Consider the following 24908-nt stretch of genomic DNA (forward strand, 5'->3'; position numbering starts at 1 on the left):
ATCATCGTTGCTCACGATGACCGGGTTTTGTATCAGTTAAGTTGTGCTTGTCTGGCTAGCCAGCGAGTTGCCGGCGGAGCTCGGACAACCGGGCGAGGACGGAAGCGTCAAGCACTTCGTCACCCACCTGGACCCGGATTCCGCCGATCAACGTGGGGTCAACGCTGACATTGACCTTCAGCTCGCGGCCGTAGAGGGCATCGAGCCCGGCCTGCAGGCGGCTGGTCTGCGCTTCCGTCAACGGACGGGTAACGCTGACAGTTGCGATCCAGCGCTGCTGGCGCTTGGCTGCAAGCCTGGCGAAGTTCTCCACAAGCTTGCTCGGCTTGATGCCGCGCGGCTCCGAGACTGCCTGGCCGATGAGCAGGAGGGCTTCCGGGCTTGCCCCGGGCACCAGCCTCTCCGCCAGGTTGACCTTGGCCGCGGCACTTGCTTGCGACTCTCCCAGGGCACGTTGTACTTCGTGGCTGGAAGCAACGGCCTGGTTGAAAGCAAACAGATCGTTTTCCAGCTCTTCCAGCCCCGTGATTCCGGAGGCAGAAACGGCCGACTTGTTTTCAGCCACGGCAATGACCACCGTGGCGGCAAGAGTCTCGAGTGCATCGCCGATATCGCGTGCGGACGCCCAGCGCGAGCTGGCCAATCCACTTGCGATTTCCGCAGCATCAGCGGAGACTTTCCCGCTAAACAACTGCCTGACCAGCGCCGACTTTTCTTCTCCGCTGCGGGAAGGGTCAGTCAGGGCGCGGCGCAAGCCAGCCGAGCTGTCCACCGTTCCCAGGATTCCGAAGAGGTCCTTAGCCAACTGCAGCGAGGCCAGCGGAAGCTTGGCTTCCAACTGCTCCAACGCATTGGTCAGCGATTCGCTCGATACACCTGCCATTACTTAGCTGCACCTGCGCTCTGGGTCTCCAGATCTGCCAGGAAACGGTCCACCACTCGGGCTGCGCGTTCGTCATCGCTGAGCGTTTCGCCAACGATGCGCTCGGCCAGGGTCGTGGCCAAGGTGCCTACCTCGGAACGCAGGGAAACAACGGCTGCCTGGCGCTCCGACTCGATCTGGGCGTGAGCCTGCTCGGTGATGCGGGCAGACTCGGCTGCTGCCTTGCTCTTCAGGTCCGCAAGGATCTGGGCACCTTCTGCGCGTGCTTCCTCGCGGATGCGGTTGGCCTCGGCGCGGGCGTCGTGGAGCTGCTGCTTGTACTCTTCAAGAGCGGCAGAAGCTTCCGCCTGGGCCTTTTCGGCTTTGGCAATGCCGCCCTCGATCGCCTCGGCACGCTCGGCGAACGTCTTCTCGAACATCGGGACAACAAACTTGACCACGATGAAATAGAGGACCGCGAAGCCGGCGAGGACGACGCCCATTTCCCAAAGGTTGGGAACGAGCGGATTAGCCGACTCGGCGGCGCCTTGAGCGGCGGCTGAGATGATCTGCTGATTCATGTTTCACCCGTCCTTATCTACTCGGTTCTGAATGTTCGCTTGTTCTTAGCGGTTTACTTGAGAACGAAAGCGAAGACAAGGCCGAGGATGGCGAGGGCTTCAGTCAGGGCCAGACCAAGGAACGCGATCGGCTGAAGCACGCGCTGTGCTTCCGGCTGACGTGCAACACCGTTGATGTAAGCAGCAAAGACGAGACCCACACCGATACCACCGCCGATTGCGGAGAGACCGTAGCCAATGAGGTTAAGGGAGCCGTTGATGTCGCCGTTCATTGTTTTCCTTTCAAGATGCCGCGTTCGCGGCAGGTTGTTTGGTTTGCTTCATCCCCCGGAGGGGAAGATTGAGGGATGCCTAGTGGCTGTCGGCGTGGAGTGCGCCTTCGATGTAGATCGCGGTCAGCAAGGTGAAGACGTAAGCCTGGAGCACCATGATCAGGGCCTCCAGCATGTACATCGCGATCGCGCCCGCAAGGACCAGGGCGGAAGCGCCCTTGAGGAGGAAGTTTTCCTGCATCACGAGGAACTCGATGCCCGAACCGGCGATCATCACGATGAGGTGGCCTGCCAGCATGGTGGCGAAAAGACGCAGGCTGTGCGTGACCGGACGGACCAGGAAGTTGGAAATGATTTCGATCGGGATGACGATCGGAAGGATGTAAACGGGAACACCGGAGGGTACGGTGGCGAGCTTGAAGTAGCGCAGACCGTTCTTCTTGATGCCGATGCCAATCCAGGTGACGTACACGAGGACGGCCAAAACGTAGGCTCCGCCGACGTGCGAGAAGCTTGGCAGCTGGATCAGCGGGATCGCGCCGTAGATGTTGTTCACCAGGATGAAGAAGAACAGGCTGAACAGCAGCGGAACGTACTTCATGAAGTCGCGGCCGCCGATGATGTCCTTGGCGATGCTGTTACGGACGAAGCCGTAAGCCATCTCGCCTGCGAACTGCAGCTTGCCGGGAACGAGCTGGCGCTTGCGTGCGGCCAGGACGAAGAAGGTGGCGATAATGACTACCGAGAGGATCACAAGCAGCATCTGCTTGGAGAATCCGTCGGAGGCACCCCAGGGCAGGATTGCCGGCAGGTGCATTTGGTCGATTCCGGGAGGGGTGAAGGTCCCTGAATCCTGGGCCGGGAGCGCAAGCGCGATCAACGCGTTTCCTCTCTGCAGTGTCCATCATTGGGCGTTGTTGAGGATCCAGCCGCGTTTCTTGCAGCCTTTTCCCGTGTGAAATTATTTGGCATTACTGTCCCCGTCCTGGGACGGTCCGCTGTCTGCTGCGCTCCCACCAGATGAAGTCCGCTGGCTGGTGAGGCCGTGCATATGGGAAAGATAGAACCCCCCTGTGGCTCCAAGCAGAGCGCCAAGGAGCACAATCCAGCGGGTCCCCCACAGATAATCCAGACCCCAGCCTATCAAACTCCAGACTATGATTCCGCCAATTATGTAGCTGAAGACGGCTATTCCGGCGTTGTATCCGCCGTCGCCTCCGTCACGTTCAACCGCGGCGGAATCGCCGGAATGCCGGGACTTGCGGGGGGTGGGCAAACCGTTGTCATTACGGGCGGACATCGGAGTCCCCCTTGCCGGACGCGGGGTCGTTGTAGATCTGCAGGCGCGCCTTGCTGAAGCCGTAAATTTCGGCCGCTTGCCAGAAGACGACGGCCACGACGGCGCCGATTACGAACCAGCGGCCGTGCAGCCAGGCCGGGGCGCCCATCACGAACAGCACCACCGCGAAACCGACTACCTTGACAAAGTAGGTGGCGACAAAAAGGCCGACCGCGCCTGAAGGATTGCCTCGGCCGACGAAGTGGCCGATCAGCAGGCTGATTGCGAAGAACACCATCACGAGCACGCCGCCGAAAGCGGCCGACAAGGCACCGACTCCGCCATTCATGGCCGCGGCGATGACGCCGGTAACAACAAGGGCGAGGATGGCCGCCGTCGAACTCATGAACAGGAGCCGCAGCCACAACGAAGGTGTGGAGCGGTCGACAGCAACGCCGCGGGAGTCGGACTGCGGTCCGCCGGCGTTGGAAGTCATGGGGATGCCGATCGTCGTGGCGGTGACGCCAAATTCTCAAAAGGGTGGGTGCGCGGGCGAGTGACTGTCCGCCCTAAAATTCTACATGAGATAGAACTGTGATGTTAACGCCCTTGTCACACATTGACTACAGCCGTATTGCGGCTATCGGGCTTCGCGCCCTTTACGGACCATGTACGGCCATGCCGTGACCCCTGCCATGAGGAGTGCCGCAACGATATCCACGGTGAGGACGAATTGCCACTTGAAGATCGCGAAGGCCAAGCCGCCGAACGCGAGGATGCACGTCCAGACGTACATCATGAGCACTGCTGTCCGGTGGGTGTGCCCCAACTCTATGAGCTTGTGGTGCAGGTGGCCGCGGTCGGCCGACCACGGCGATTGTCCACGCGCTGTCCTGCGCAACACGGCCAGCCCTAGATCCAGGAGCGGAAGCGAAAGGATCGCGAAGGGAAGCAGGATGGGCACGATCGTCGGAATACCGTTGGCGCGGTCGTAAAGGCCCGAACTGATCTGGCCCGTGGCAACCACGCCGGCAGAAGCCATGACGAGTCCCAGGAGCATCGCGCCGGAGTCGCCCATGAAGATCTTCGCGGGAAACCAGTTATGGGGCAGGAAACCGATGCAGCAGCCCACGATGATGGCCATCAGGAGGGCCGCGAGGTCCGAGCGGTCAGTCAGGACGGCATTGCGGTGCACCCAGTACGCGGTCAGGAAGAAGGCAACTGCACCGATGGCCGCGACTCCGGCAGCCAGGCCATCCAGGCCGTCGATGAAGTTGACGGCGTTCATGGTTGTCACGATGGCAAGTGCCGTCAAGACGATCCGGAGCGGCTCCGATTCGATGCGGATGGGCTCAGGGACAAACGGAATGACCGACGTCTGCACGCCCCAGACGGCGACGACCGTCCCCGCCGTGCATTGGCCGATCAGCTTGATCCACCATTTGATGTCCATGATGTCGTCGGCAACGCCCACCGCGACGATGACGAACGCACCTGCCAGGATCCCCCAGGGTCCGCTGTTGTTGTGGAAGATGTCCTTGACGAAGAACGAGTTGTTGGCGACGACAAGCGCCACGGCGAATCCCGCGAAGAGGCCGAGGCCGCCAAGGCGGGATATTGGTACCGAATGCATGTCACGGCTGCGGATCGGGGCGAAAAGCCGCAGCTTGTTCCCCATTTGGCGCGCTATCCACGTCGCAAGGTACGACACGATGGCAGCCGTGAGCATCATGAGCGAGTACATGATCACGTGGCGGCTCCTGGTTGCGGTGGTGGATGGATCTGGCCCTGGCGACTAGCTACCGGCACAAACCCGCAGGCACCCCTGCGCACCGCCGAATGTTGCTGTACTACAGTTGGACTCTGTCAAGATACTAGCGGCTACGGCAGCATTGCTCCGTTTCACGCGCCCCTAGGGCGAGCCGGGGAATCCCCACCCGCAGCTGCCCGGAAGGAACCCTACATGACTGTCTCCGTTGCCGTTGCGGCCGTGACTTTTGACCGCCCCGGAGAGCTTGGAGTCCTGCTTGACGCCGTCAACAAGCAGTCGATTCCGGTAGACACCGTATGCCTCGTGGACAGCGGGACGAGACCAGCCAAGGAGGTTGCCGCAAGCCATCCCAACGTCGACTACGTGCGCTCCGAAGCAAATCTTGGCGGCGCCGGAGGCTTCGCCCTCGCGATCCTGAAGGCTGTGGCGAGCGGTGCCGAATGGGTATGGATCATGGACGATGACGCCGAGCCGGGCGACCCCGAGTGCCTGGAAACCCTGGTCCGCGAAGCCGAGGCCCGGGGCCTGGATGCCGTGGTTCCGCTCGTGGTGGCACCGGGCCACCCGGACAAGCTGTCGTTCTTCTTCCGGATCGACGGCAAGGTGACCCACGACCGCGCCGAGGTCGAAAAAGCCGGGTTCCTGCCCGACGTCGGGCACTTCTTCAACGGTGCGCTCATCCGTTCCAGCGTCTTCTTCAAGGTGGGCGTACCCGACATCCGGCTGTTCATCCGCGGCGACGAAGTGGATTTCATGATCCGCTTGAGGAAAGCCGGGATTCGCTTCGGCACAGTCGCGACGGCGTGGATTACGCATCCGCACGCGTTTTCGGAAACGAAGCACGTTTTTGGCGCCCGCTGGCACGTGATCGTGCCGGATTCCGCGTTCAAGCGGCATTTCTACTACCGCAACCGCGGCTATCTGATCCGCCGCTACCGCCGCGGCAAGTCGATGGTGGCCGACGTCGGCGGCTACTTGGGCTACTTCCTCCCCCGCGGCGACTTCCGAGGGCTCGCGGAATGGTTCCGCGCGTTCTCGGCAGGACTGCGGAACAAGGGGTTCGGGCCGTTGGAGGACCAGAAGTTCTAGGCCCGGCGCCGGGTTTGTGCTGGGGTCCCGGGTAGTTGCCGGAGTCCCGTCAGCGTGGCGTTTTGCCCGACAAGCGCCGACGGACCAGCAGCCCGAGCAGGACCCACGGCTCCCCGAAGACCCTGTACGCGACGCGTCCGGGGTGAAGGATGAGCCTCCAGGCCCATTCGAGCCCCAGCCTTCCAAGCCACCGCGGAGCAAGCTTCTGCAGGCCGGCAAGCTGCTCGATAGCTCCTCCCACGGTGCAGTACACCGCCGGCGGCAGTTCCTCCAGGCGACGGTGGAGGACCGATTCCTGCAGCGGCATGCCCAAGCCGAGGAGGACCAATTGGGGACGGAATTCGGACAACCACTCAACAGCGGCTTCTTCGCCGGCGTCGTTCCAGTTCTCGCCAGGCCGTCCCACGACTTTGGCGCCGGGGACGATCCCGCGGAGCCGTTCGACCGTCCGCGCGTTGGCCTCCGGACCGGCTCCGACGACGGCGATCCGGTCCAGGCCGCCGACGCCGCCCAGCGAGGGCACCCAGTCGGTGGATCCCAAGCGGTATTCCATGATCCCGGGCCCGGAACTGCGCGTTGAACCATGGCCGAGCCCCCACAGCATCGCAACAGGAGCCCCGTCCAAAAGGACGACGTCTCCGCGTTCATAGAGCTTGCGGAACTCCGGACGCGAATGGAACAGCGTCACGCTGTGCAGGTTGTGGCCCAGGACCAGCCTTGTGGTTCCGTCGGAGACGAATCCGCTGATGGCCTCGATGAGTTGCTCGGCGCAAAGCGCGGTGACATCGACGTCCAGGAGGGGAACGCGATCTCGGACCAGGCTCATTCGGCCCTGGTCTCGCCGGAAACCGGAGCTTCGGTAGCGCCTGGTGCTTCAACAGGTTCTGGCGCCGATTCGGCAGCTGCAGGCTCAGGCTCGACACCTGCAGACTCAGGCTCCGCCGGCTCAGCCGCCGCGGGCTCCTGTGCAGCCACAGGCTCAGCCTCCGCCGCGGCCTCAGCCTCACCCAGGCCCAGGACTCCGGGAACCACCTCTCGGAGGCGTTCAAGCGAAATGGCGCCATCGCGCACCACCCGCAGCGGCGACGCCGTGGCATCGACGATGGTGGACGGCACGGAGTCGGTGCCCACGAGGGGGCGGAATCCGCCCTCAAGGTAAACCTCGACCGACTCGCAAAGTTGCGTCCGCGCTTCCGCGGCGGTTTGGGCGGCCGGCTGCCCTGTGCGGTTCGCCGAAGAAACGGCGAGGGGCCCCGTCCGGTTGAGGAGTTCCAGGGCGACTTCGTCGTCCGGCATCCGCAGCGCGACGGTCCCGCGGGTATCGCCCAAGTCCCAGTCCAAGGATGGCTGGGCGTGGAAAATCAAGGTCAGGCCGCCGGGCCAGAACGTGTCGGCGAGCTTGCGCGCGTCTTCCGACACCTCGGTTGCCAGTCCGTCCAAAGCATTCAGCCGAGGAATGAGGACCGGCGGCGGCATGTGGCGGCCGCGGCCCTTCGAGACAAGCAGCATGGTGACGGCCTGGGGCGAAAACGCATCCGCCGCGATGCCGTACACCGTGTCCGTCGGCATGACGATGCATTTCTTTTCGTTGATGGCGCGCTGCGCGTGCTCGAGGCCTTCGGCGCGCTGTTCCTCTGAAGTGCAGTTGTAGCTTGTGGTCACAACGCTATTCTTTCATTCCTCCGGGCCCGCAATTGCCAATAATGCGCTCGTGGCCCGTTCCTTGCCGTTGAGGTCGACGTGCGTCGTCACATCTGTCCAGCAACCGACGGCGCGTAGATGGTCCGCAATCCAGTTCGCCTGGACTTCGGCGTGTTCCATCACGAAGTAGCCACCCGCTTTCAGGAGCCGGGCAGCCGAGGCGGCGGCCGCCGTCGGGAGTTCCATGCCGTCCGCTCCCCCGCCGTACAGGGCTTCGGGCGGATCGTGCAACGCGACTTCCGGTTCGTTCGGGATGGCTTCGGCGGGAATATACGGAGGGTTGGAGACGACGACGTCGAAGGTTGCGTCGTGTTCGGGCAGTGCGTTGCGCAGGTCCCCGTGGACAAGCTTCACGCCGAGGGGCTGCAGGTTCCGGGCGGCCCAGGCATGGGCAAAGTCGCTGAACTCGACAGCGTAGACGTCAGCTTCGGGAACTTCGTGGGCAATCGAGCCGGCGATTGCCCCGGACCCTGTGCCGAGATCAACCACTTTCGGGTGCGGGTGCCCGCGAAGGTGGTCGATGACCAATTGCACGACCGATTCGGTTTCCGGCCGTGGAATGAAGACGCCGGGCCCCACCGCAAGCGTGAGGTAGCGGAAGTGCGCGACGCCGGTGATGTGCTGGAGCGGAACGCGCTGTGCACGTTCCGCCACCAGGTCACCGTAGCCGTCCGGGGCCGCGGAGTCCCCGAGCAACATGGCCCGCAGGCGGCCAAGGCCCACGCCAAGGAGGTGCTCAGCGAGGAGTTCGGCATCCACCCGCGGGGTGGGCACTCCGGCGTCGGCCAGGATGGTTGTTGCCTCCCGGACGGCGTCCGCGAGGCTTTGTCCAGGAAAGAAGCTCATGGCGGTCCCGGCGACTATTCGCCGAGCGCGTCCAGGCGGGATTGCTCGTCCATCTCGATGGCAGACTGGATGACCGGTTCCAGGTCGCCGTTCATGACGGCGTCCAGGTTGTAGGCCTTGTAGCCCGTGCGGTGGTCGGCGATCCGGTTTTCGGGGAAGTTATACGTGCGGATGCGCTCCGAACGGTCCATCGTACGGATCTGCGACTTGCGCTGGGCCGAGTTTTCGGCGTCGATCTGTTCCTGCTGGTGGGCCAGGATGCGGGCGCGCAGGACGCGCATGCCGGCTTCCCTGTTTTGCAGCTGGGACTTCTCGTTCTGCATGGCCACCACGATTCCCGTGGGCAGGTGGGTAATACGGACAGCGGAGTCGGTGGTGTTGACCGACTGGCCGCCAGGACCGGAGGACCGGTAAACATCGATCTTGAGGTCGTTCTGGTTGATTTCGAGCTCTTCGGGCTCGTCAACCTCGGGGAGCACCAGGACACCGGCCGCTGAAGTGTGGATGCGCCCCTGCGATTCGGTGACGGGAACACGCTGGACGCGGTGCACGCCGCCTTCGAACTTCAAGCGGGCGTACACGCCTTCGGCGGGGTCGTTCGAATTGCCTTTGACGGCCATCTGGACGTCCTTGTAGCCGCCCAGGTCCGATTCCGTGGCGGAAATGAGCTCGGTCTTCCAACCCCGCGACTCGGCATACCGCATGTACATGCGCAGGAGGTCGCCGGCAAACAGCGCGGCTTCGTCGCCGCCCTCACCGCCCTTGACTTCAAGGATGACGTTACGGGCGTCGTCGGGATCGCGCGGAATCAACAAACGCCGCAGCTTTTCCTGAGCCGCGGGCAATTGTTCCTCGATGTCCCCCACTTCGGCAGCAAAGTCGGGGTCCTCGGCAGCCATCTCCTTGGCCGCGTCAAGATCGTCCATGAGCCCGCGCCAGCGGTTGTACGCCTCCACGATGCCCTGCAACTGCGCAGAACGCCGCCCCAGCTTCCGGGCCAAGGACTGGTCGGCATAAACGGCAGGATCACTCAACTGCGCCTGGATAGCAGCATGCTCATCAAGCAATCCCTGTACGGACTCAAACATTTCAAACCTCTTTCGACTTGTGTCCAAGTCTAGTTGCGCCTACGAATTCAACCATGTGCCATGCCTCGGGAGGCCTGGCGTTTGGTGACCCGACCGCGCCGCGCGGAATTCCCGCCCCGGGAGTGGCATCGGGCCTGCCGGAGCGTGGCGGCTCAAGTCCAAAGGACTTGAGCCGCCACGCGAAGGGGCGGGGGCGGGAATTCCGCGCGGCCCAAGCCGCAGAGAACTCACCGACACCCCGCCCCTAAAACAGCTACTTGTCGTTGTCCGACTTAGCCCCAAGAGTCGTCTTCTGCACCTGCATGAGGAACTCGACGTTGCTCCCGGTTTCCCGGATCTTGTTGGTCAGCAGTTCAAGGCTCTGCTGGGTTTCAAGGCCGGAGAGGACCCTGCGCAGCTTCCACATGATCTTGACTTCCTCGGCGGAGAGCAGGTTCTCTTCGCGTCGGGTACCGGAGGCGTTGACGTCCACGGCGGGGAAGATACGCTTGTCCGCGAGCTGGCGGGACAGGCGCAGTTCCATGTTGCCGGTGCCCTTGAACTCTTCGAAGATGACTTCGTCCATCTTGGAGCCGGTCTCGACGAGCGCGGTTGCCAGGATGGTCAGCGAGCCGCCGTTTTCGATGTTGCGGGCGGCACCGAAGAAGCGCTTGGGCGGGTAGAGGGCTGCGGAGTCCACACCACCGGACAGGATGCGGCCGGAGGCCGGGGCTGCCAGGTTGTAGGCACGGCCCAGGCGGGTCATGGAGTCCAGGAGGACTACCACGTCCATGCCCATTTCGACGAGGCGCTTGGCGCGTTCGATGGAAAGTTCGGCAACCGTGGTGTGGTCGTCGGCAGGACGGTCGAAGGTGGAGGCAATGACCTCGCCCTTGACGGTGCGCTGCATGTCCGTGACTTCTTCGGGGCGTTCGTCAACCAGCACCATCATGAGGTGGACCTCAGGGTTGTTGGTGGTGATCGCGTTGGCGATGGACTGCAGGATGAGCGTCTTGCCGGCCTTGGGCGGGGAGACGATCAGGCCGCGCTGGCCTTTGCCGATCGGGGCCACGAGGTCGATGACGCGGGGGCCGATCTTCTTGGGGTCCGTTTCGAGGCGCAGGCGCTCGGACGGGTAAAGCGGGACGAGCTTGGCGAATTCGACGCGGTCCTTGAGCTCTTCCGGAGTCTTGCCGTTGACCGACGTGACGCGGACGAGGGCGTTGAACTTCTGGCGGGAATTCTGCTGGTTGCGGTCTTCGCCGTCCCGCGGTGCGCGGATCGCGCCGACGACGGCGTCCCCCTTGCGAAGGTTGTACTTCTTGACCTGGGCGAGGGACACGTAGACGTCGTTCGCGCCCGGAAGGTAGCCCGAGGTGCGGATGAACGCGTAGTTCTCGAGAACGTCCAGGATGCCGGCGACCGGCAGCAGGACATCGTCCTCAGTGATCTCGACGTCTTCGACGTCGGGGCCCTGGCCGCGTCCACGGCGACGCTCGTTGCGGTCGCGGAAACGGTCGCTGCGGGTGTTTCCGTCGCGGTTGTCCTGCGAACCGGGACGCTCGTTGCGGTCGCGACGGTTACGGCGGTTACGGCGGTTGCCTGTCTCGTCGCCTTCGTCTTCGCGGCGCGGACGGGTGTTGTCGCGGCGTTCCCGCTGTGCGGGTTCGGGCGCTTCGACGAGTGCCTGCTCGCCTTGGCGGGACTGGGCCTGACGGGATTCGGCCTGACGTCCTTCCCCCTGGCGCTGTCCAGCCTGTCGTGGCTCCGCCTGGGGCTGTTCAGCCTGGCCCGGTTCGGCCTGCGGCTGCTCGGCGGCGCGGGATTCGCCGGTTTCGACGGCCTCTGCCACGGTTTCGGCACGACGACGGTTCCGTGTGCGGGGCTGGCGGCGTTCGGTAGCGGTTTCGCTTGCCTCTACCGGAGCAGCTGCGGGAGTTTCGACGGCGGCGGGGGCCTCGGGGGTCTCCGTCTGGGCCGGGGCGGCTACTACGCCGTCGCTGGTTGCGCGACGGCTGCGTCCGCGGGTGCGGGGGCGTGTGCCTTCCTGCGCAGCGGCTTCGCTGGACGGGGCCTCGGTGGCCTCCGCAGGGGGCGCAGCTGCTGCGGACTTGGCGGCCGCGGCCCTTGCGGGAGCCTTGGCGGGCGCTTTGGTAGTTGTGGCACCCGCACGATGGGCTGAAATGGCCGAAACCAAGTCCCCCTTGCGCATGCGGGATCCCCCCGAAATACCCAGCTGGCTGGCAAGTGCCTGGAGCTGCGCGAGCTTGAGGCCTGCGAGGCCGCTGCTCTTGGCGGTTGCGGCCGTTGACGACTCGTCCGCAGAAGATGTTGTGTCCACAGCTGAAGCCAGCTCAGTGGTTTCTGTCACGAAGGATCCTTCCCCCTCGACGGCGTCCAGATCTGGAGCTGGACGCGATGATTTGTTCTGGACTGCAGTTCAGATCTGCAGCCGTGTGTTGTCGGTCTTGCCGGTGTAGTTTCAGCAGGCCCGGATACTGATGCGTCTTCGTTGCTCCGGCTGGCGGGGCGTGGGCGGACGGTCCAGGAAACAGAAAGGGTTCTGCGGCACCTGCGACAGGCCGATAAGGAGACGACACCGGCAGACTTCGACACAGTAGAAGACGGAATCGGCATGAGCCGGAATCCAATGTCAGGGAACTGCCCGCGGTTCTACCGCCGGTGCAACTCCACTCTAGCACCTTCAACGTCCACCGCCAGCGTCATCACGCGCCAAGAAACGTCAGGAGTGTTGCCCGCCGTGAAGGATGCGATCAATGCGCTGACTTCTTCGGCTTCCTGTACGCCATTCGCCAAGGCCAGGACAGTCGGTCCCGCACCGGAAACGACGGCGGCGTGGCCGGCGGACCGCAAGGCACCAATCAGGTCCGCGCTGGGCCGCATGGCCTCCGCGCGGTAGCTCTGGTGGAGGTAATCCTCGGTACCGGGAAGCAGGAACCGCGGCTCGGTGGTCAGTGCGTGGATCAGGAGTGCGGCACGTCCGGAGTTCATTGCCGCGGCATGGTGCCCGATGGATGCAGGGAGCAAGCCACGCGCAGTTTCGGTGGACAACTCATAGTCCGGCACGGCGACGATCGGAATGACGGAAGGCGCCACTTCAGCGCGCGTGCTGCTGTACTGCTCGCTGTCCTGCCATGACAACGCCAATCCGCCGAAAATCGCCGGTGCGACGTTGTCCGGGTGCCCTTCCATCTCGCTGGTGAGCTGGAGGATCCATTCGCGGTCACGCTGCGCGGACTCCGGAACCATGGCGTTGGCTACCGTCACCGCCGCGACGACGGCAGACGCGGAGGAACCAAGCCCGCGGCCGTGCGGATTGACGTTGTCAGCGGTGATCTTCAGCCCGTTGTGACGGAAGCCGAGGCGTTCCAAAGCGGTGTTGATGGCGCGGACTACGAGGTGGCTTGCGTCGCGCGGCAGGGTGTCGGCACCCTCACCGGAGAGCTCGAACTCGAGCTCTCCGGTGGTTAGCGTCTCGACGGTCAGGGTGTCGTAGATCGACAATGCCAGGCCGAGGCTGTCGTAGCCGGGGCCCAGGTTGGCACTGGTTCCCGGCACCCTGACGGTCAGTTGCTGGCCCGCCGCGACGAGTTCGAGTCCGGTCGCGGTAGGCTGCGTGGTTTCCACTCTTAGTTTTCTTCCAGTCCTAGTTCGGCTGCTACGGTGACGACGTCGTTCGGCACCTTGACGGGCTGGACGTCGCTGCCGTCCTCGGTGCGGAGCGCCCATTGCGGATCCTTGAGCCCATGCCCGGTGACGGTGATGACGATCGTCTTGCCGGCAGGTACCTCACCTGCAGCGTGCTTCTTGATCAGGCCCGCGACGCCGGCGGCGGAACCGGGTTCAACGAAGACGCCTTCCTTGGAAGAGAGCCAGCGGTGCGCGTTGAGGATTTCCTCGTCGGTCACGGAATCGATGAAACCCCCGGATTCGTCACGCGCCGCGATGGCTGTGTCCCAGGAGGCCGGATTGCCGATGCGGATCGCTGTGGCGATGGTGTCCGGCTCCGTGATGGGGTGTCCGGCGACGAAAGGGGCGGCGCCCGCAGCCTGGTAGCCCCACATCGCCGGAGTCTTGGTGGAAACGGCGGGAAGCGTGCCCGCGGTTGCCGACTCGAACGGAGCGGAGTATTCCTTGTAGCCCTTCCAGTACGCGCTGATGTTGCCGGCGTTGCCAACCGGGAGGACATGGATGTCCGGAGCGTCGCCGAGGGCGTCGACGATTTCGAAGGCACCGGTCTTCTGTCCCTGGATACGTGCAGGGTTGACGGAATTCACGAGGAAAACCGGGTAGGAATCGCCGAGCTTGCGTGCGATGTCGAGGCAGTTGTCGAAATTGCCGTCCACCTGGAGCAAGGTAGCGCCGTGGGCGATCGCCTGGCTGAGCTTCCCCATCGAGATCTTGCCTTCGGGAACAAGCACGGCGCACTTCAGCCCGGCGGCCGTTGCGTAGGCGGCGGCGGATGCCGAGGTGTTGCCCGTCGAAGCGCACACAACTGCCTTGGCGCCGGCCTCGACTGCGGCCGTCATGGCCATGGTCATACCGCGGTCCTTGAAGGAACCGGTCGGGTTCATGCCTTCCACCTTGAGGTAGACGGCGGATCCCGTCAGCTCGGAAAGCTTTTGGGCATGGACCAACGGAGTCCCGCCCTCGCCCAGGGTAATGACCTTCGTGGCTTCCGTTACCGGCAAACGATCAGCGTATTCGCGGATTACTCCGCGCCATTGGTGAGCCACTTAGACCCCTTCTACCCGCAGGACGGATGTCACAGAATTGATGACGTCCAGGCCCTTGATGGCCTCGACGGTTGCCGCAAGTGCGGCTTCGGATGCGCGGTGCGTGACGATCTTCAACTCTGCCGACTCGTTTTTCGAGGCAGCGTCACGATGGATCGTCTGGCGCATGATTTCGATGGATACGCCGTGCTCGGCGAAAATGTGGGCGATCCGGGCGAGCACGCCCGGCTGGTCCGCGACGTCGAGGCCGACGTAGTAGCTCGTGGTCGACGCCGAAACCGGCAATGCGGGCACGTGCCCTGTGGTGGTCTCGGTGCGGCCCGGGCCGCCCAACACCACGCGGCGGGCAGCCGACACGAGGTCGCCCAGGACGGCAGACGCCGTCGGGGTTCCTCCAGCGCCCTGCCCGTAGAACATCAGTTCACCGGCGTTTTCCGCCTCGATGAAAACAGCGTTGAAAGCGCCGCGGACAGCGGCGAGCGGGTGTTCGCGCGGCAGGAGGGTCGGGTGCACGCGGACCGAGATGCCTTCCCCGCCGCCGTTGCCGTTGTTCTCCTTGGTGATCTTCTCGGCGATCGCCAGCAGCTTGATGACGAACCCGGCATCCTTCGCTGCTGCGATGTCCTCGGCGCTGACCTTCGTGATGCCTTCGCAGTAGACGTCTTCGAGGGCGAAACGCGAGTGGAAGGACAGGGAGGCAAGGATGGCCGCCTTGGCCGCGGCGTCATAGCCTTCGACGTCGGCGGTCGGGTCGGCTTCCGCGTAGCCCAGGCGCTGCGCTTCGGCGAGGGCGTCGGCGAACTGCGCGCCGGTGCTGTCCATTTGGTCGAGGATGAAGTTGGTGGTGCCGTTGACGATGCCCAGGACGCGGGTGATGCGGTCGCCCGAGAGGCTGTCGCGGATGGGCCGCAGGATCGGGATCGCGCCCGCCACGGCGGCTTCGTACGAAAGCTGGACCCCGGCCTTGTCGGCTTCTTCATAGAGCGTTGGACCATCCTGCGCCAGGAGGGCCTTGTTGCCGGTGACCACGCAGGCGCCGTTCTGGATGGCGGTCAGGATGAGCGAGCGGGCAGGTTCGATGCCGCCCATGAGCTCAATCACGAGATCGGCATCCTTGGCGAGGGTGTCCGCGTCCGTGGTGAAAAGCTCCCGCGGGAGTTCGACGTCGCGCTCACCGTCGATGTTGCGCACGGCAATGCCGCTCAGTTCAAGGCGGGCGCCGCTGCGGGCGGCGAGGGCGTCGGCGTCGTCAAGCAGAATCCGCGCAACCTGGGCTCCAACGTTGCCACAGCCCAGCAGGGCCACCTTCAGGGTTCGCACTTCAGACATTCGCCACTCCCATGTCGCGGTTCAACAGATCTTCTTCGGTTTCCCCGCGGACGATCAGCCGGGCGGATCCGTTGCGCACAGCGACAACGCCAGGCCTGGCCAGATAGTTGTAGTTGCTTGAGAGGGCCCAGCAGTAAGCGCCGGTTCCCGGTACAGCGAGCAGATCACCGGCTGCCACGTCTTCGGGCAGATATACATCTCTAACAACTATGTCGCCGCTCTCGCAATGTTTGCCCACTACTCGGGACAACTGCGGAGCCGCTGAAGTCTCGCGGGAGGCCAGAATTGCCGAATAATCCGCGTCATACAAGACCGGGCGGGCGTTGTCGCTCATCCCGCCGTCCACCGACACATAGCGCCGCGGGAACGTAACGTTCTCCTCCCCCGCCTTCTCGCCGGGAACGTCAACGCGTACTGTTTTCAGCGTTCCCACCTCGTACAAGGTGAAGGTGCTGGTGCCCACGATCGCGCGGCCCGGCTCAATCGAGATGCGCGGCGGCACGATTCCGAGTTCCGCGCACTTCGAACGCACGACGGCGGCAAGGGCGTTGGCGATCTCCGCGGGCGGCCGCGGGGTGTCCACCGGTGTATACGCAATCCCGTGCCCGCCGCCAAGGTCAAGCTCCGGCAACGTCATGGAGTATTTTTCCTGCATCCGGGCGAGGAACCCCAGGAGTTTCTCCGCCGCCAAGGCGAATCCGTCCGGTTCGAAGATCTGGGAACCGATGTGGCAGTGCAGCCCGAGAAGCTCGATGCCCGGGTAGGACGTTGCGGCCGCAACCGCTTCCTCCGCTGCGGACAACCCGGCTTGGTCTGTCGAGTCCTCGGCCATGGACAAGCCGAACTTCTGGTCTTCGTGCGCCGTGGCAATGAACTCGTGCGTGTGGGCGTGCACACCTGGCGTGAGGCGCAGCATCACGTTGGCGACCTCGCCACGGCTTGAGGCGATCTTCGCCACGCGATCAAGCTCATCCAGGCTGTCCACGACGATGCGGCCAAGCTTCATGTCCAGCGCACGGTTGATCTCGGCGTCGGATTTGTTGTTGCCGTGCAGACCGAGGTCCTGACCCTTGATCCCGGCCCGAGCAGCGACGGCGAGTTCCCCGCCGGAGCATGTGTCCAAGCGCAGGCCTTCCTCGGCCACCCAACGGGCAACAGCAGTGCAAAGGAAGGACTTGCCCGCGTAATAGACATCCACTCCCCCGCAGATGTCCTCGAATGCGGCGTCGAAGGCTTCCTTGAACGCCCTGGCGCGGGACCGGAAATCGGTCTCGCCCATGACGAAGAGCGGAGTGCCGAATTGTGCCTTGAGCTCACTGGCGGTGATGCCGTCGATGGTGAGTTCACCGGCGTCGTTCCTCCTGACGCCTTCGGCCCACAGGGGTGCGTGGAGCGCATTCACGTCGCCGGGGACAGCCAGCCATTCGGGAGCGAGCGGCGATGCTGTGCTGTTCGTATCCTGCATGTCGGTCACATCCGTTCCGGAGCGGAAACGCCGAGGAGATCGAGCCCGTTGGCGAGAACCTGGCTGGTGGCTTCGTTGAGCCAGAGGCGGGTGCGGTTGACATCCTGTACCGGCTCGTCGCCCAAAGGCGAGACCCGGCAAGCGTCGTACCAGCGGTGGTAGGCGCCGGCAATGACTTCAAGGTGGCGGGCCACGCGGTGCGGTTCGCGGAGCTCCGCGGATTTCGCAACGATGGACGGGTAGCTGCCCAGGTAGGACAACAGTTCGTTTTCCGTGGCGTGGTCTAGGAGGGACGCGTCGAATGCACTGAGGTCCACACCGGCGTCGATCGCGTTGCGGGCCGTTCCACGGGACCGCGCATGCGCGTACTGCACGTAGAACACCGGGTTCTCGTTGCTGTTCTTCTTCAGCAGTTCCGGATCCAGCGTCAGCGGCGAATCTGCCGGGAAGCGGGCCAGCGAATAGCGAACGGCGTCCGTCCCAAGCCAATCGATGAGGTCCTTGAGCTCAATGATGTTGCCCGCCCGCTTGGACAATTTGGCACCGTTGACCGAGACCAACTGGCCGATCAGGACTTCGATGTTCACTTCGGGGTCGTCGCCCGCGCAGGCGGCAATCGCCTTGAGCCGGTTGATGTAGCCGTGGTGGTCCGCGCCCAACAGGTAGATCTTCTCGGTGAAGCCGCGGTCCTTCTTGGACAGGTAGTACGCGGCGTCGGCGGCGAAATACGTGGGCTCGCCGTTGGCCCGGATCATTACGCGGTCCTTGTCGTCCCCGAAGTCCGTGGTGCGCAGCCACACCGCGCCCTCGTCGTCGAACACGTGGCCCTGTTCGCGGAGGCGCGCGACGGCGGATTCGATCGCCCCGGCGTCGTGCAGTTCCTGCTCGGAGAAGAAAACGTCGAAGGACACGCCGAACTTTGCCAGGGTGGCCTTGATGTCCTTCATCTGGGCTTCGTAGGCCGCGGCGCGGATCACGGGCAATGCCGCTTCATCCGTCAACTCCCGGATCGCGGGATGCGCCTTCAGGACCTCGTCTCCAAGTTCCCTGATGTACTCGCCGGGGTAGCCGCCTTCCGGAACATCACGGCCACGGAGGCGGGACAGGACGGAGTTCGCGAACACATTCATCTGCGAGCCGGCGTCGTTGATGTAGTACTCCGCCGTGACATCAGCGCCGGACGCGCGCAGCACGCGCGCAATGGAATCGCCCAAGGCAGCCCAGCGCGTGTGGCCGATGTGGAGCGGACCGGTGGGGTTGGCCGAGACGAACTCCATGTTGACTACGTGGCCTGCGAGCGCCTGGTTGGTCCCGTAGGAGCGGCCGGCTTCGACAATTGCCTTTGCAAGGGCTCCCGCGGCAGCGGCATCGACGGTGATGTTGAGGAATCCCGGACCAGCGATGTCCACGGACTCGACGCCGTCGATCGCTTCGAGCCTTTTGGCAAGGATCGAGGCGAATTCGCGCGGGTTCGTGCCGGCTTGCTTCGCCAATTGCAATGCGATGTTGGTGGCCCAGTCGCCGTGCTCCCTGTTCTTGGGTCGCTCCACGCGCACGTCCCCGGGAAGGGCCGATTCGGAAAGGGCGAGTTCGCCGGCGGCGACAGCGTCCTTCAGGCAGGCGGATATGGCGGCTGAGAGTTCTTCGGGAGTCACCCGTCTAGCGTACCGGTGGGGCTTGCATGTGGTGGAATTCGGGACGCACGTGATGATGCACACGAAAGCACAGCCTGCATACAGCTGGCTCACAGTTTGGGCCGGTGGAGCTCACAGCCTGAACCGATACGCTGAGTCCGACGTTTTAAGGGGTGATTTGTGTCCGGCCCGGACCATGTGCCCAATCCCACTTCTTGTCCAGTTGAAACGAGCAGAATGTGACCACGCCACTCCGCAAGAGCCTCCTCGTCGGCGCCGCCGGACTTTCCCTCGCCGGCTCTGTAGCAGGGTGCGCGCCGACTGCCCAGGCCGGTACTACCGACCTCGCCAAGTCGGGTTCCACCATCACCGGCCCCTACAAGGACGGCACCTACAGCGCCGACGGCGACTACTTCTCGCCCAACGGCGGCGAAACAGTCGGAGTGCGGCTGACCTTGTCCGGCAACGCGATTTCCGCCGTGGACATTACCGTCCATGCCGACAACCCGAACACCCAGAAGTACCAAGGTGAGTTCAAGGACGGGATCGCCCCCCAGGTCGTGGGCAAGAAGCTGGACGAGATCAACGTCACGAAGGTCGCCGGCTCCTCGCTGACCAGCGGCGGCTTCAACAAGGCAGTGGAAAAAATCAAGTCCGAGGCCAAATAGCGGCCATGCCCTACGCGGGCTGGAGTGACTTCAGCTTCGACGGTATCGGTACCCGCTGGGAGATTTCGACGCCGGAACCCCTCACCCGCGCGGTTCGCCAACTCCTCCTGGACGTCGTGGAGGATTATGATCGGAGCTATTCGCGGTTCCGGGACGACTCCCTGATTGCACGGCTGGGACAGGACGGCGGAAGCATCAGCCTGCCGGCAGGGGCTGCCGACCTTGAAAGGCTGTTCAGGACCCTGTATCGCCTGAGCGGCGGTGCCATGACTCCCCTGATCGGAAAGAGCCTTGAACAACTGGGTTATGGCGCGGACTACGCCTTGCGTCCGCTCGGCGAACCGCTGGCCGCGCCGCGCTGGGAAGACGCCTTGCGCTGGGATGGCCGGGAGATCTCCGCATCCGAACCCGTTGTGCTGGATATCGGCGCGGCCGGGAAGGGCCAATTGGTTGACCTCGTGGCCGGGGCCTTGGGCTCTTCCGGGATTCCCGGGTTCGTGGTCGATGCGAGCGGCGACATGCTCCATCACGGGGAGCAACCTCTCAGGGTCGCCCTAGAACACCCTTACGACCCCTCCCGGGCGATTGGCGTCGTCGAACTCCGGGACCGCGCCCTGTGCGCCTCGGCGGCCAACCGCAGGGCCTGGGGCGACGGTTTGCACCACGTCCTGGACGGCTCCACGGGCCGCCCCATCGAAACGGTTGTTGCGACGTGGACCATGGCTGCCACGGCGATGGAGGCGGACGCCCTTGCCACCGCGCTGTTCATGGTGGAGCCGAACGTCCTCGAGGATGAGTTCGATTTCTCCTGGCTCAAGGTTTACTCGGATGGACATGCCGCTTTCTCGGCCGGATTCGAAGGGACGCTTTTCTCATGAATGCCACTAAAGCGCGGGTCGACGCCTGGCTTGGCCGAATGACCATGTACCGGCTCATCCTGTGGATCCTTGCGATCCTGGCGGCGTATAGCCTGCTGCTGGACGTGCTGGGCTGGCTCACGTTCGGCTTGGCGGACATGCTCGTCCACCTCGTGCTGTGCCTGGGCCTGACTTACGGCTCCAATCGCCTGGTGGCTTTGTTGTTCCGGGTCAAGCCGCATTCGGAGTCATCGCTCATCACGGGCCTGCTCCTCTATTTCCTTTTCTGGCCAAGCGCCCTGGCGCCTTCGGTGCAGGTACCGGACCTCGCCGGAGTCGCCCTGGCCTGTGTGCTGGCATCGGCGTCGAAATACGTCCTTGCCTACCGGGGCCGCCATATATTCAATCCCGCGGCGGCCGGGGCCTTCATCGTCAGCCTGACGGGATTGAACATCGCCACGTGGTGGGCCGCGACGCCCGCCATGCTCTGGCTCGTCGTGCCCGGGGTTGCCGTGGTGCTGTACCGCACGAAGAAACTGCCGATGGCAGGGGTATTCCTCTTGGTGACGGTGGCGATCGTGGCAAGCGGGCTGCTTCGTACGGGGGCGGACGCGGGGTCGGCCATCTGGCAACCCCTCGCGCAGCAACCGCTCCTGTTCTTCGTCGGTTTCATGCTGACCGAACCGTTGACGCTGCCGCCGCGGCGTTGGCAGCAACTGGCGATCGCCGTCGTCGTGGGCGTCTTGTTCGCGGTGCCTTACAACCTCGGCGTGGTCGCGAACTCGCCGGAGCTCGCACTGCTTGTGGGCAATATCCTCGCGTTCCTCGCCGGGCAGCGGCGCGGGGTCATGCTGACTTTCAAGGGCTCGCGTCCGCTGACGCCTTCCACGACCGAATTCCGGTTCGAGCCGAAGCGACCGGTTCGCTTCCTGCCCGGACAGTTCATGGAACTGGACCTTCCGCACTCCCGGTCAGACGGAAAGGGCTGGCGGCGCGTCTTCAGCATCACGAACGCAGCGGACTCTCCCGAGGTGACTTTCGGCGTCGGAACGTCCGAACCGGTCTCGGCCGCCAAACGCGCGCTGTTGGCGCTTACGCCCGGCGAGCACGTCCGCGGGACCGCGGTGGGAGGCGACTTCGTCCTCCCGCCCGACGCCGGAGCACCGGTCCTGCTCATCGCCGCCGGAATCGGGATCACGCCTTTCCTGTCGCAACTCGCGTCGCTCAGTTCCGTTCGCCGCGACATCGTGGTGCTGTATCTCGCCCGAAGTGCCGCCGAACTCGCCGGGAGCGACGTCCTGGAGGCCTCCGGGGCGCGCGTGATCGCCAGGCTTGCCGACGGATCGGCCCCGCCGGAGTTCATGCACGACGCCGGCCAGGCACGGATCGATGCCCACTCACTGTTGGGATTCGTTCCCGACGTCGCACAGCGGATCGTGTACGTTTCGGGGTCGCCCGCGCACGTGGACTCGCTCCGGGCAGCGGCACGGCGCGCGGGAGCCCGGCGAATCCACGTGGACTCTTTCGCAGGCTACTAAGGGCGCACCGCATCCCCGTTTTCCATTGCGGCGCGGTGGCTGCTAAGCTCATGGACGTCCCACCGGCAACGGATGGGAGCCCCGGATGCCCTCGTAGCTCAGGGGATAGAGCGTCTGCCTCCGGAGCAGAAGGCCGTAGGTTCGAATCCTATCGAGGGCACCAGAGAAACCCTGCCAGTTCCTAGACTGGCAGGGTTTCTTTTTTGTATTCGACACCCGCAGGCGCCCCCACCCGCACTCACGGACATACCTTTGCTGTCCGGCTAAAAAGTCAGAGGACCCTCCTAGGCTGTTTCGTACCCGGTTACGTCCACGGCAGGAAGGGTCCTCCATGATCTGCTCCATCGTTCCGCCCTACATGCTTCGCAGGCTGGCGGCACAGCATGAGCCCCGGTTGCGGGCCATTGCCCGTGCCGCAAAAGAATCCCTCGTCCATATCAAGTCCCTCCAGGCTGTCCGGGCGCTCCCGGTGCCCATCCCGGTTCCCACCGCCCGCCAGGCCAAACCAGGGCTGCCTAAGCGGACAATCTACGACGCCGGCTCCACCGAGAACCTGCCCGGCAAGCTCATCCGCAAGGAAAGCGGTCCGGCCACCGGCGATCCCGCCGCCGACGAAGCCTTTGACGGGCTGGGCGATACCCACCGCCTCTATGCCGAGGCCTTCGGGCGGAACTCCATTGACGCCGCCGGGCTCAAGCTCGATGCCACAGTCCACTATGGCGAGTTGTATGACAACGCTTTCTGGAACGGTAGCCAAATGGTCTTCGGTGACGGCGACGGGCAGATCTTCCAGCGATTCACCAAATCGCTCAGCGTCATCGGCCATGAACTGGCCCATGGAGTCACGCAGTACACGGCAGCCCTCGCCTATCGGAACCAGGCCGGCGCCCTGAACGAATCCATGTCCGATGTCTTCGGGGCGCTGGTTGAGCAATATGCCAGGAAGCAGTCGGCCGCGGAGGCCAGTTGGCTCATCGGAGAAGGCCTCTTCACCGACGCCGTCCAAGGTGCGGCGCTGCGCTCCATGAAGGCACCGGGCACCGCGTACGATGACGACGTCCTCGGAAAAGATCCGCAACCCGACTCCATGGACACCTATGTACGGACGACGGCGGACAACGGCGGAGTGCACATCAATTCCGGCATTCCCAACCGGGCCTTCGCTGTTCTTGCCCTGGAACTCGGCGGCAACGCCTGGGAATCGGCCGGACAGATCTGGTACAACACTTTGAGCGCCGGTTCGCTGCCTGCGACCTGCACGTTTACCCGCTTCGCGAAAGCCACAGTGGCGTCCACCGTTGAGTTGTTCGGCACCGGATCGAGCGAGCATGACGCCATCCTGAAGGCGTGGGAAACTGTCAAAGTAAAGGCCTAGCCAACACTGTTGGCAGGCGGAATTTGCCGACCATGAAGACCACTTGAGCATGGAAACCGGCCTGATATGAAGATCACCGCGACATGAAAATCACCCTGGCATGAAAATCACTTTGGCATGAAGATCACAGTGGCATGAAAATCACAGTGCAGCGCAGCGGCGGCGTTGCGGGGGTAACCCGTGTGTGGACCGTGGTCGCCACGAGCCCGGGAGACAAGCGCCGCTGGATGCCGATCGTGGAAGCTTGCCCGTGGGATCAAGTGCCCCCGCGTGGGAAGGCACGTCCAGCCGGAGGCACTCAAGCCGGAAGCCTGCATGCGGTGAAGTCCGAAGGACAAGCGAGTGCACCGGCGGATGACTCCGCGGGCACCCCGACGGGGCAAGCCGACAGGTTCATGTACTCAATCCGTGCGGGACAGCGCCGGGCGACCCTCCCGGAGGCCTCCGTCACCGGGCCGTGGCACACCCTCGTGGAAAACGCCAAGAGCGAGGGCACGGAGACGTTGGGGCGGTGACGGATTCGGGCCTGCGGACTTTCGGCGGCCAACTGCCTGAGGACAGCTAGCCGACCTCTGCCAGTTGCCCGCGGAATGCCCGCCGATACGATTGCGGACTTGTGTCCAAAGCCTTGGCAAAGTGGTGCCTTAGCAGCACGGAATGCCCGAAGCCCGCGCGTCGGGCCACCTCGTCAATGTTCAATTCCGAGGTTTCCAGGAGTTCCTGTGCCCGGAGCACCCTCTGGGAGTTGAGCCAAGCCGCCGGTGTGGCTCCGGTCTCAGCCCGGAAGCGGCGCGCGAAAGTGCGTGCCGACATGTGCATGCGGGCCGCCAACTCGTTGACGCTGTGGTCGTGCTCGAGGTTTTCCACCATCCAACGCAGCAAGGCCTCCATGGGCGCGGACCCGCACGTGGGCATGGGGCGTTCGATGAACTGGGCCTGCCCGCCGTCCCGGTGTGGCGGGACAACCATGTCACGCGCGATTGCCGCGGCAACGTTGGCACCGAGTTCGATGCGGACCAGATGCAGGCAAGCGTCAATTCCGGCCGCAGTCCCGGCGCTAGAGATGATTGTTCCGTCCTGGACATACAGGACGTTTTCATCCACGCAGACCTTCGGATACCGGCTGGCCAGCTCCTGGGAGTAATGCCAATGCGTCGTGCAGCGGCGGCCGTCCAACAATCCTGCCCGGGCGAGGGCGAAGGCTCCGGAACAGATCGACATGACCCACGCGCCGCGCGCATGGGCGGCCCTCAACGCTTCCAACACGGGTTCGGGAACGTCCTGGTCACGGCCATACGGTGCCATGATGACCAGATCGGCGTCGTCGGTCGCGGCCAGTCCGTCGGCGACGTGCATGGACAGGCCGGACTTCATCGGAACGTCGCCCCGAACGGGCGTGCACACCCTGAAGTCGAAGCGCGGAACACCCGTCCCTCGGTCTTCCCTGTTGATGCCGAAGACCTCGCAGGCAGTGCCGAATTCGAAGATCGAGAAGTTGGGAACAACTATGATCGCCACCGTTTTCAACATGATTCCAGTGTGGCAGAAAATCGTCGATAGTGGGCATTTCTGCCACTGTTTCTTGAACTGGATCAGGAACACGATGGGGTCATGGAAACCCTCGGATTCATAGTGTTCATCATCCTTCTACTCGCAGTCGCGGCCGCCGTCTCGAGCGTCCTTAGGGACGACCGCGGCGACCTCCCGCCAGCCCGTTCCGGCCCGGTGAGGACCCCCGGCCCGGTCAGGACACCTGGCGAGCAGGAGGAAAGCGCCTCCTGGCCGTTGCGGATCTTCTGAGCGGCACGCTGAGCGTT

Annotated in this window: 25 protein-coding genes and 1 tRNA gene; 8 read left to right on the forward strand and 18 right to left on the reverse strand. The window is 64.0% G+C overall.

The features are described 5' to 3' along the window. Positions 1–55: 55 nt before the first annotated feature. The 7 genes from ABCW42_RS13680 to ABCW42_RS13710 all read right to left on the reverse strand — a co-directional run bounded on the left by ABCW42_RS13680 (position 56) and on the right by ABCW42_RS13710 (position 4744). Positions 56–883 (reverse strand): F0F1 ATP synthase subunit delta, encoded by an 828-nt coding sequence (locus ABCW42_RS13680; RefSeq protein ID WP_423181737.1) that lies wholly within the window; start codon positions 881–883, stop codon positions 56–58. Then, complete coding sequence (locus ABCW42_RS13685; protein WP_133204012.1) at positions 883–1443, reverse strand: F0F1 ATP synthase subunit B; 561 nt, start codon at positions 1441–1443, stop codon at positions 883–885. Before ABCW42_RS13685 ends, ABCW42_RS13680 begins: the two co-directional genes overlap by 1 nt. 53 nt (positions 1444–1496) lie before the next feature. Further along, positions 1497–1715 carry an ATP synthase F0 subunit C gene (gene atpE, locus ABCW42_RS13690; RefSeq protein ID WP_028264751.1) on the reverse strand — a complete coding sequence of 73 codons (219 nt, stop codon included), beginning with the start codon at positions 1713–1715 and terminating at the stop codon, positions 1497–1499. A 79-nt stretch (positions 1716–1794) separates the two neighbouring features. Then, entirely contained in the window at positions 1795–2595 is an 801-nt protein-coding gene (atpB, locus tag ABCW42_RS13695; protein WP_423181738.1) for a F0F1 ATP synthase subunit A, read from the reverse strand. Positions 2596–2676: 81 nt separating this feature from the next. Continuing rightward, entirely contained in the window at positions 2677–3015 is a 339-nt protein-coding gene (locus tag ABCW42_RS13700) for an AtpZ/AtpI family protein (protein WP_423181739.1), read from the reverse strand. Further along, entirely contained in the window at positions 3002–3490 is a 489-nt protein-coding gene (locus ABCW42_RS13705) for a hypothetical protein (RefSeq protein WP_423181740.1), read from the reverse strand. The genes ABCW42_RS13700 and ABCW42_RS13705 overlap by 14 nt, the downstream gene beginning before the upstream one ends. Before the next feature lie 144 nt (positions 3491–3634). Further along, positions 3635–4744, reverse strand: a complete 1110-nt coding sequence (locus tag ABCW42_RS13710; protein WP_423181741.1) for an MraY family glycosyltransferase — start codon at positions 4742–4744, stop codon at positions 3635–3637. Between the two features lie 213 nt (positions 4745–4957). On the opposite strand from ABCW42_RS13710, the gene ABCW42_RS13715 reads away from it, so the two are divergent. Next, positions 4958–5854 carry a glycosyltransferase gene (locus ABCW42_RS13715; RefSeq protein WP_423181742.1) on the forward strand — a complete coding sequence of 299 codons (897 nt, stop codon included), beginning with the start codon at positions 4958–4960 and terminating at the stop codon, positions 5852–5854. A gap of 49 nt (positions 5855–5903) precedes the next feature. Here the strand turns inward: ABCW42_RS13715 and ABCW42_RS13720 are convergent, their stop codons facing one another. From ABCW42_RS13720 to argS, 10 genes are all read right to left on the reverse strand, one after another. Further along, positions 5904–6680 carry a WecB/TagA/CpsF family glycosyltransferase gene (locus ABCW42_RS13720; RefSeq protein ID WP_423181743.1) on the reverse strand — a complete coding sequence of 259 codons (777 nt, stop codon included), beginning with the start codon at positions 6678–6680 and terminating at the stop codon, positions 5904–5906. Next, a complete protein-coding gene (locus ABCW42_RS13725) occupies positions 6677–7516 on the reverse strand; it encodes an L-threonylcarbamoyladenylate synthase (RefSeq protein ID WP_423181744.1) in 840 nt (279 codons plus the stop codon). The genes ABCW42_RS13720 and ABCW42_RS13725 overlap by 4 nt, the downstream gene beginning before the upstream one ends. A 12-nt stretch (positions 7517–7528) precedes the next feature. Continuing rightward, positions 7529–8401, reverse strand: a complete 873-nt coding sequence (gene prmC, locus ABCW42_RS13730; RefSeq protein WP_423181745.1) for a peptide chain release factor N(5)-glutamine methyltransferase — start codon at positions 8399–8401, stop codon at positions 7529–7531. 14 nt (positions 8402–8415) lie between these two features. After that, positions 8416–9489, reverse strand: a complete 1074-nt coding sequence (gene prfA / locus ABCW42_RS13735; protein ID WP_423181746.1) for a peptide chain release factor 1 — start codon at positions 9487–9489, stop codon at positions 8416–8418. Between the two features lie 253 nt (positions 9490–9742). Continuing rightward, complete coding sequence (gene rho, locus ABCW42_RS13740) at positions 9743–11839, reverse strand: transcription termination factor Rho (protein ID WP_423181747.1); 2097 nt, start codon at positions 11837–11839, stop codon at positions 9743–9745. 302 nt (positions 11840–12141) lie between these two features. Next, entirely contained in the window at positions 12142–13116 is a 975-nt protein-coding gene (thrB, locus tag ABCW42_RS13745; protein WP_133204002.1) for a homoserine kinase, read from the reverse strand. A gap of 2 nt (positions 13117–13118) precedes the next feature. After that, positions 13119–14225, reverse strand: a complete 1107-nt coding sequence (gene thrC, locus ABCW42_RS13750; protein ID WP_423181748.1) for a threonine synthase — start codon at positions 14223–14225, stop codon at positions 13119–13121. Beyond that, a complete protein-coding gene (locus tag ABCW42_RS13755) occupies positions 14226–15554 on the reverse strand; it encodes a homoserine dehydrogenase (RefSeq protein WP_423181749.1) in 1329 nt (442 codons plus the stop codon). Further along, the gene (gene lysA / locus ABCW42_RS13760) at positions 15547–17019 is read right to left on the reverse strand and encodes a diaminopimelate decarboxylase (RefSeq protein WP_423181750.1); all 1473 of its coding nucleotides are present in this window, start codon (positions 17017–17019) and stop codon (positions 15547–15549) included. Before lysA ends, ABCW42_RS13755 begins: the two co-directional genes overlap by 8 nt. Before the next feature lie 5 nt (positions 17020–17024). Then, complete coding sequence (gene argS, locus ABCW42_RS13765; protein WP_423181751.1) at positions 17025–18674, reverse strand: arginine--tRNA ligase; 1650 nt, start codon at positions 18672–18674, stop codon at positions 17025–17027. A 218-nt stretch (positions 18675–18892) separates the two neighbouring features. On the opposite strand from argS, the gene ABCW42_RS13770 reads away from it, so the two are divergent. From ABCW42_RS13770 to ABCW42_RS13795, 6 genes are all read left to right on the forward strand, one after another. After that, a complete protein-coding gene (locus ABCW42_RS13770) occupies positions 18893–19321 on the forward strand; it encodes an FMN-binding protein (RefSeq protein WP_423181752.1) in 429 nt (142 codons plus the stop codon). Positions 19322–19326: 5 nt separating this feature from the next. Next, a complete protein-coding gene (locus ABCW42_RS13775; RefSeq protein WP_423181753.1) occupies positions 19327–20199 on the forward strand; it encodes an FAD:protein FMN transferase in 873 nt (290 codons plus the stop codon). Further along, positions 20196–21716: an FAD-dependent oxidoreductase gene (locus ABCW42_RS13780; protein ID WP_423181754.1), complete on the forward strand. Its 1521-nt coding sequence runs from the start codon at positions 20196–20198 to the stop codon at positions 21714–21716. Before ABCW42_RS13775 ends, ABCW42_RS13780 begins: the two co-directional genes overlap by 4 nt. 87 nt (positions 21717–21803) lie before the next feature. Next, positions 21804–21879: transfer RNA gene (locus ABCW42_RS13785), tRNA-Arg, on the forward strand. A gap of 168 nt (positions 21880–22047) precedes the next feature. Next, complete coding sequence (locus tag ABCW42_RS13790; RefSeq protein ID WP_423181755.1) at positions 22048–23091, forward strand: M4 family metallopeptidase; 1044 nt, start codon at positions 22048–22050, stop codon at positions 23089–23091. 134 nt (positions 23092–23225) lie between these two features. Continuing rightward, positions 23226–23606 carry a hypothetical protein gene (locus tag ABCW42_RS13795; RefSeq protein ID WP_423181756.1) on the forward strand — a complete coding sequence of 127 codons (381 nt, stop codon included), beginning with the start codon at positions 23226–23228 and terminating at the stop codon, positions 23604–23606. 46 nt (positions 23607–23652) lie between these two features. On the opposite strand, the gene ABCW42_RS13800 is transcribed toward ABCW42_RS13795, so the two are convergent. After that, complete coding sequence (locus ABCW42_RS13800) at positions 23653–24621, reverse strand: GlxA family transcriptional regulator (protein ID WP_423181757.1); 969 nt, start codon at positions 24619–24621, stop codon at positions 23653–23655. Positions 24622–24702: 81 nt separating this feature from the next. On the opposite strand from ABCW42_RS13800, the gene ABCW42_RS13805 reads away from it, so the two are divergent. Next, positions 24703–24891, forward strand: coding sequence for a hypothetical protein (locus ABCW42_RS13805; protein ID WP_423181758.1), 189 nt, complete (start codon positions 24703–24705; stop codon positions 24889–24891). Positions 24892–24908 lie beyond the last annotated feature (17 nt).

The organism is Arthrobacter sp. NyZ413 (assembly GCF_049390645.1).
Classification (GTDB): Bacteria; Actinomycetota; Actinomycetes; order Actinomycetales; family Micrococcaceae; genus Arthrobacter.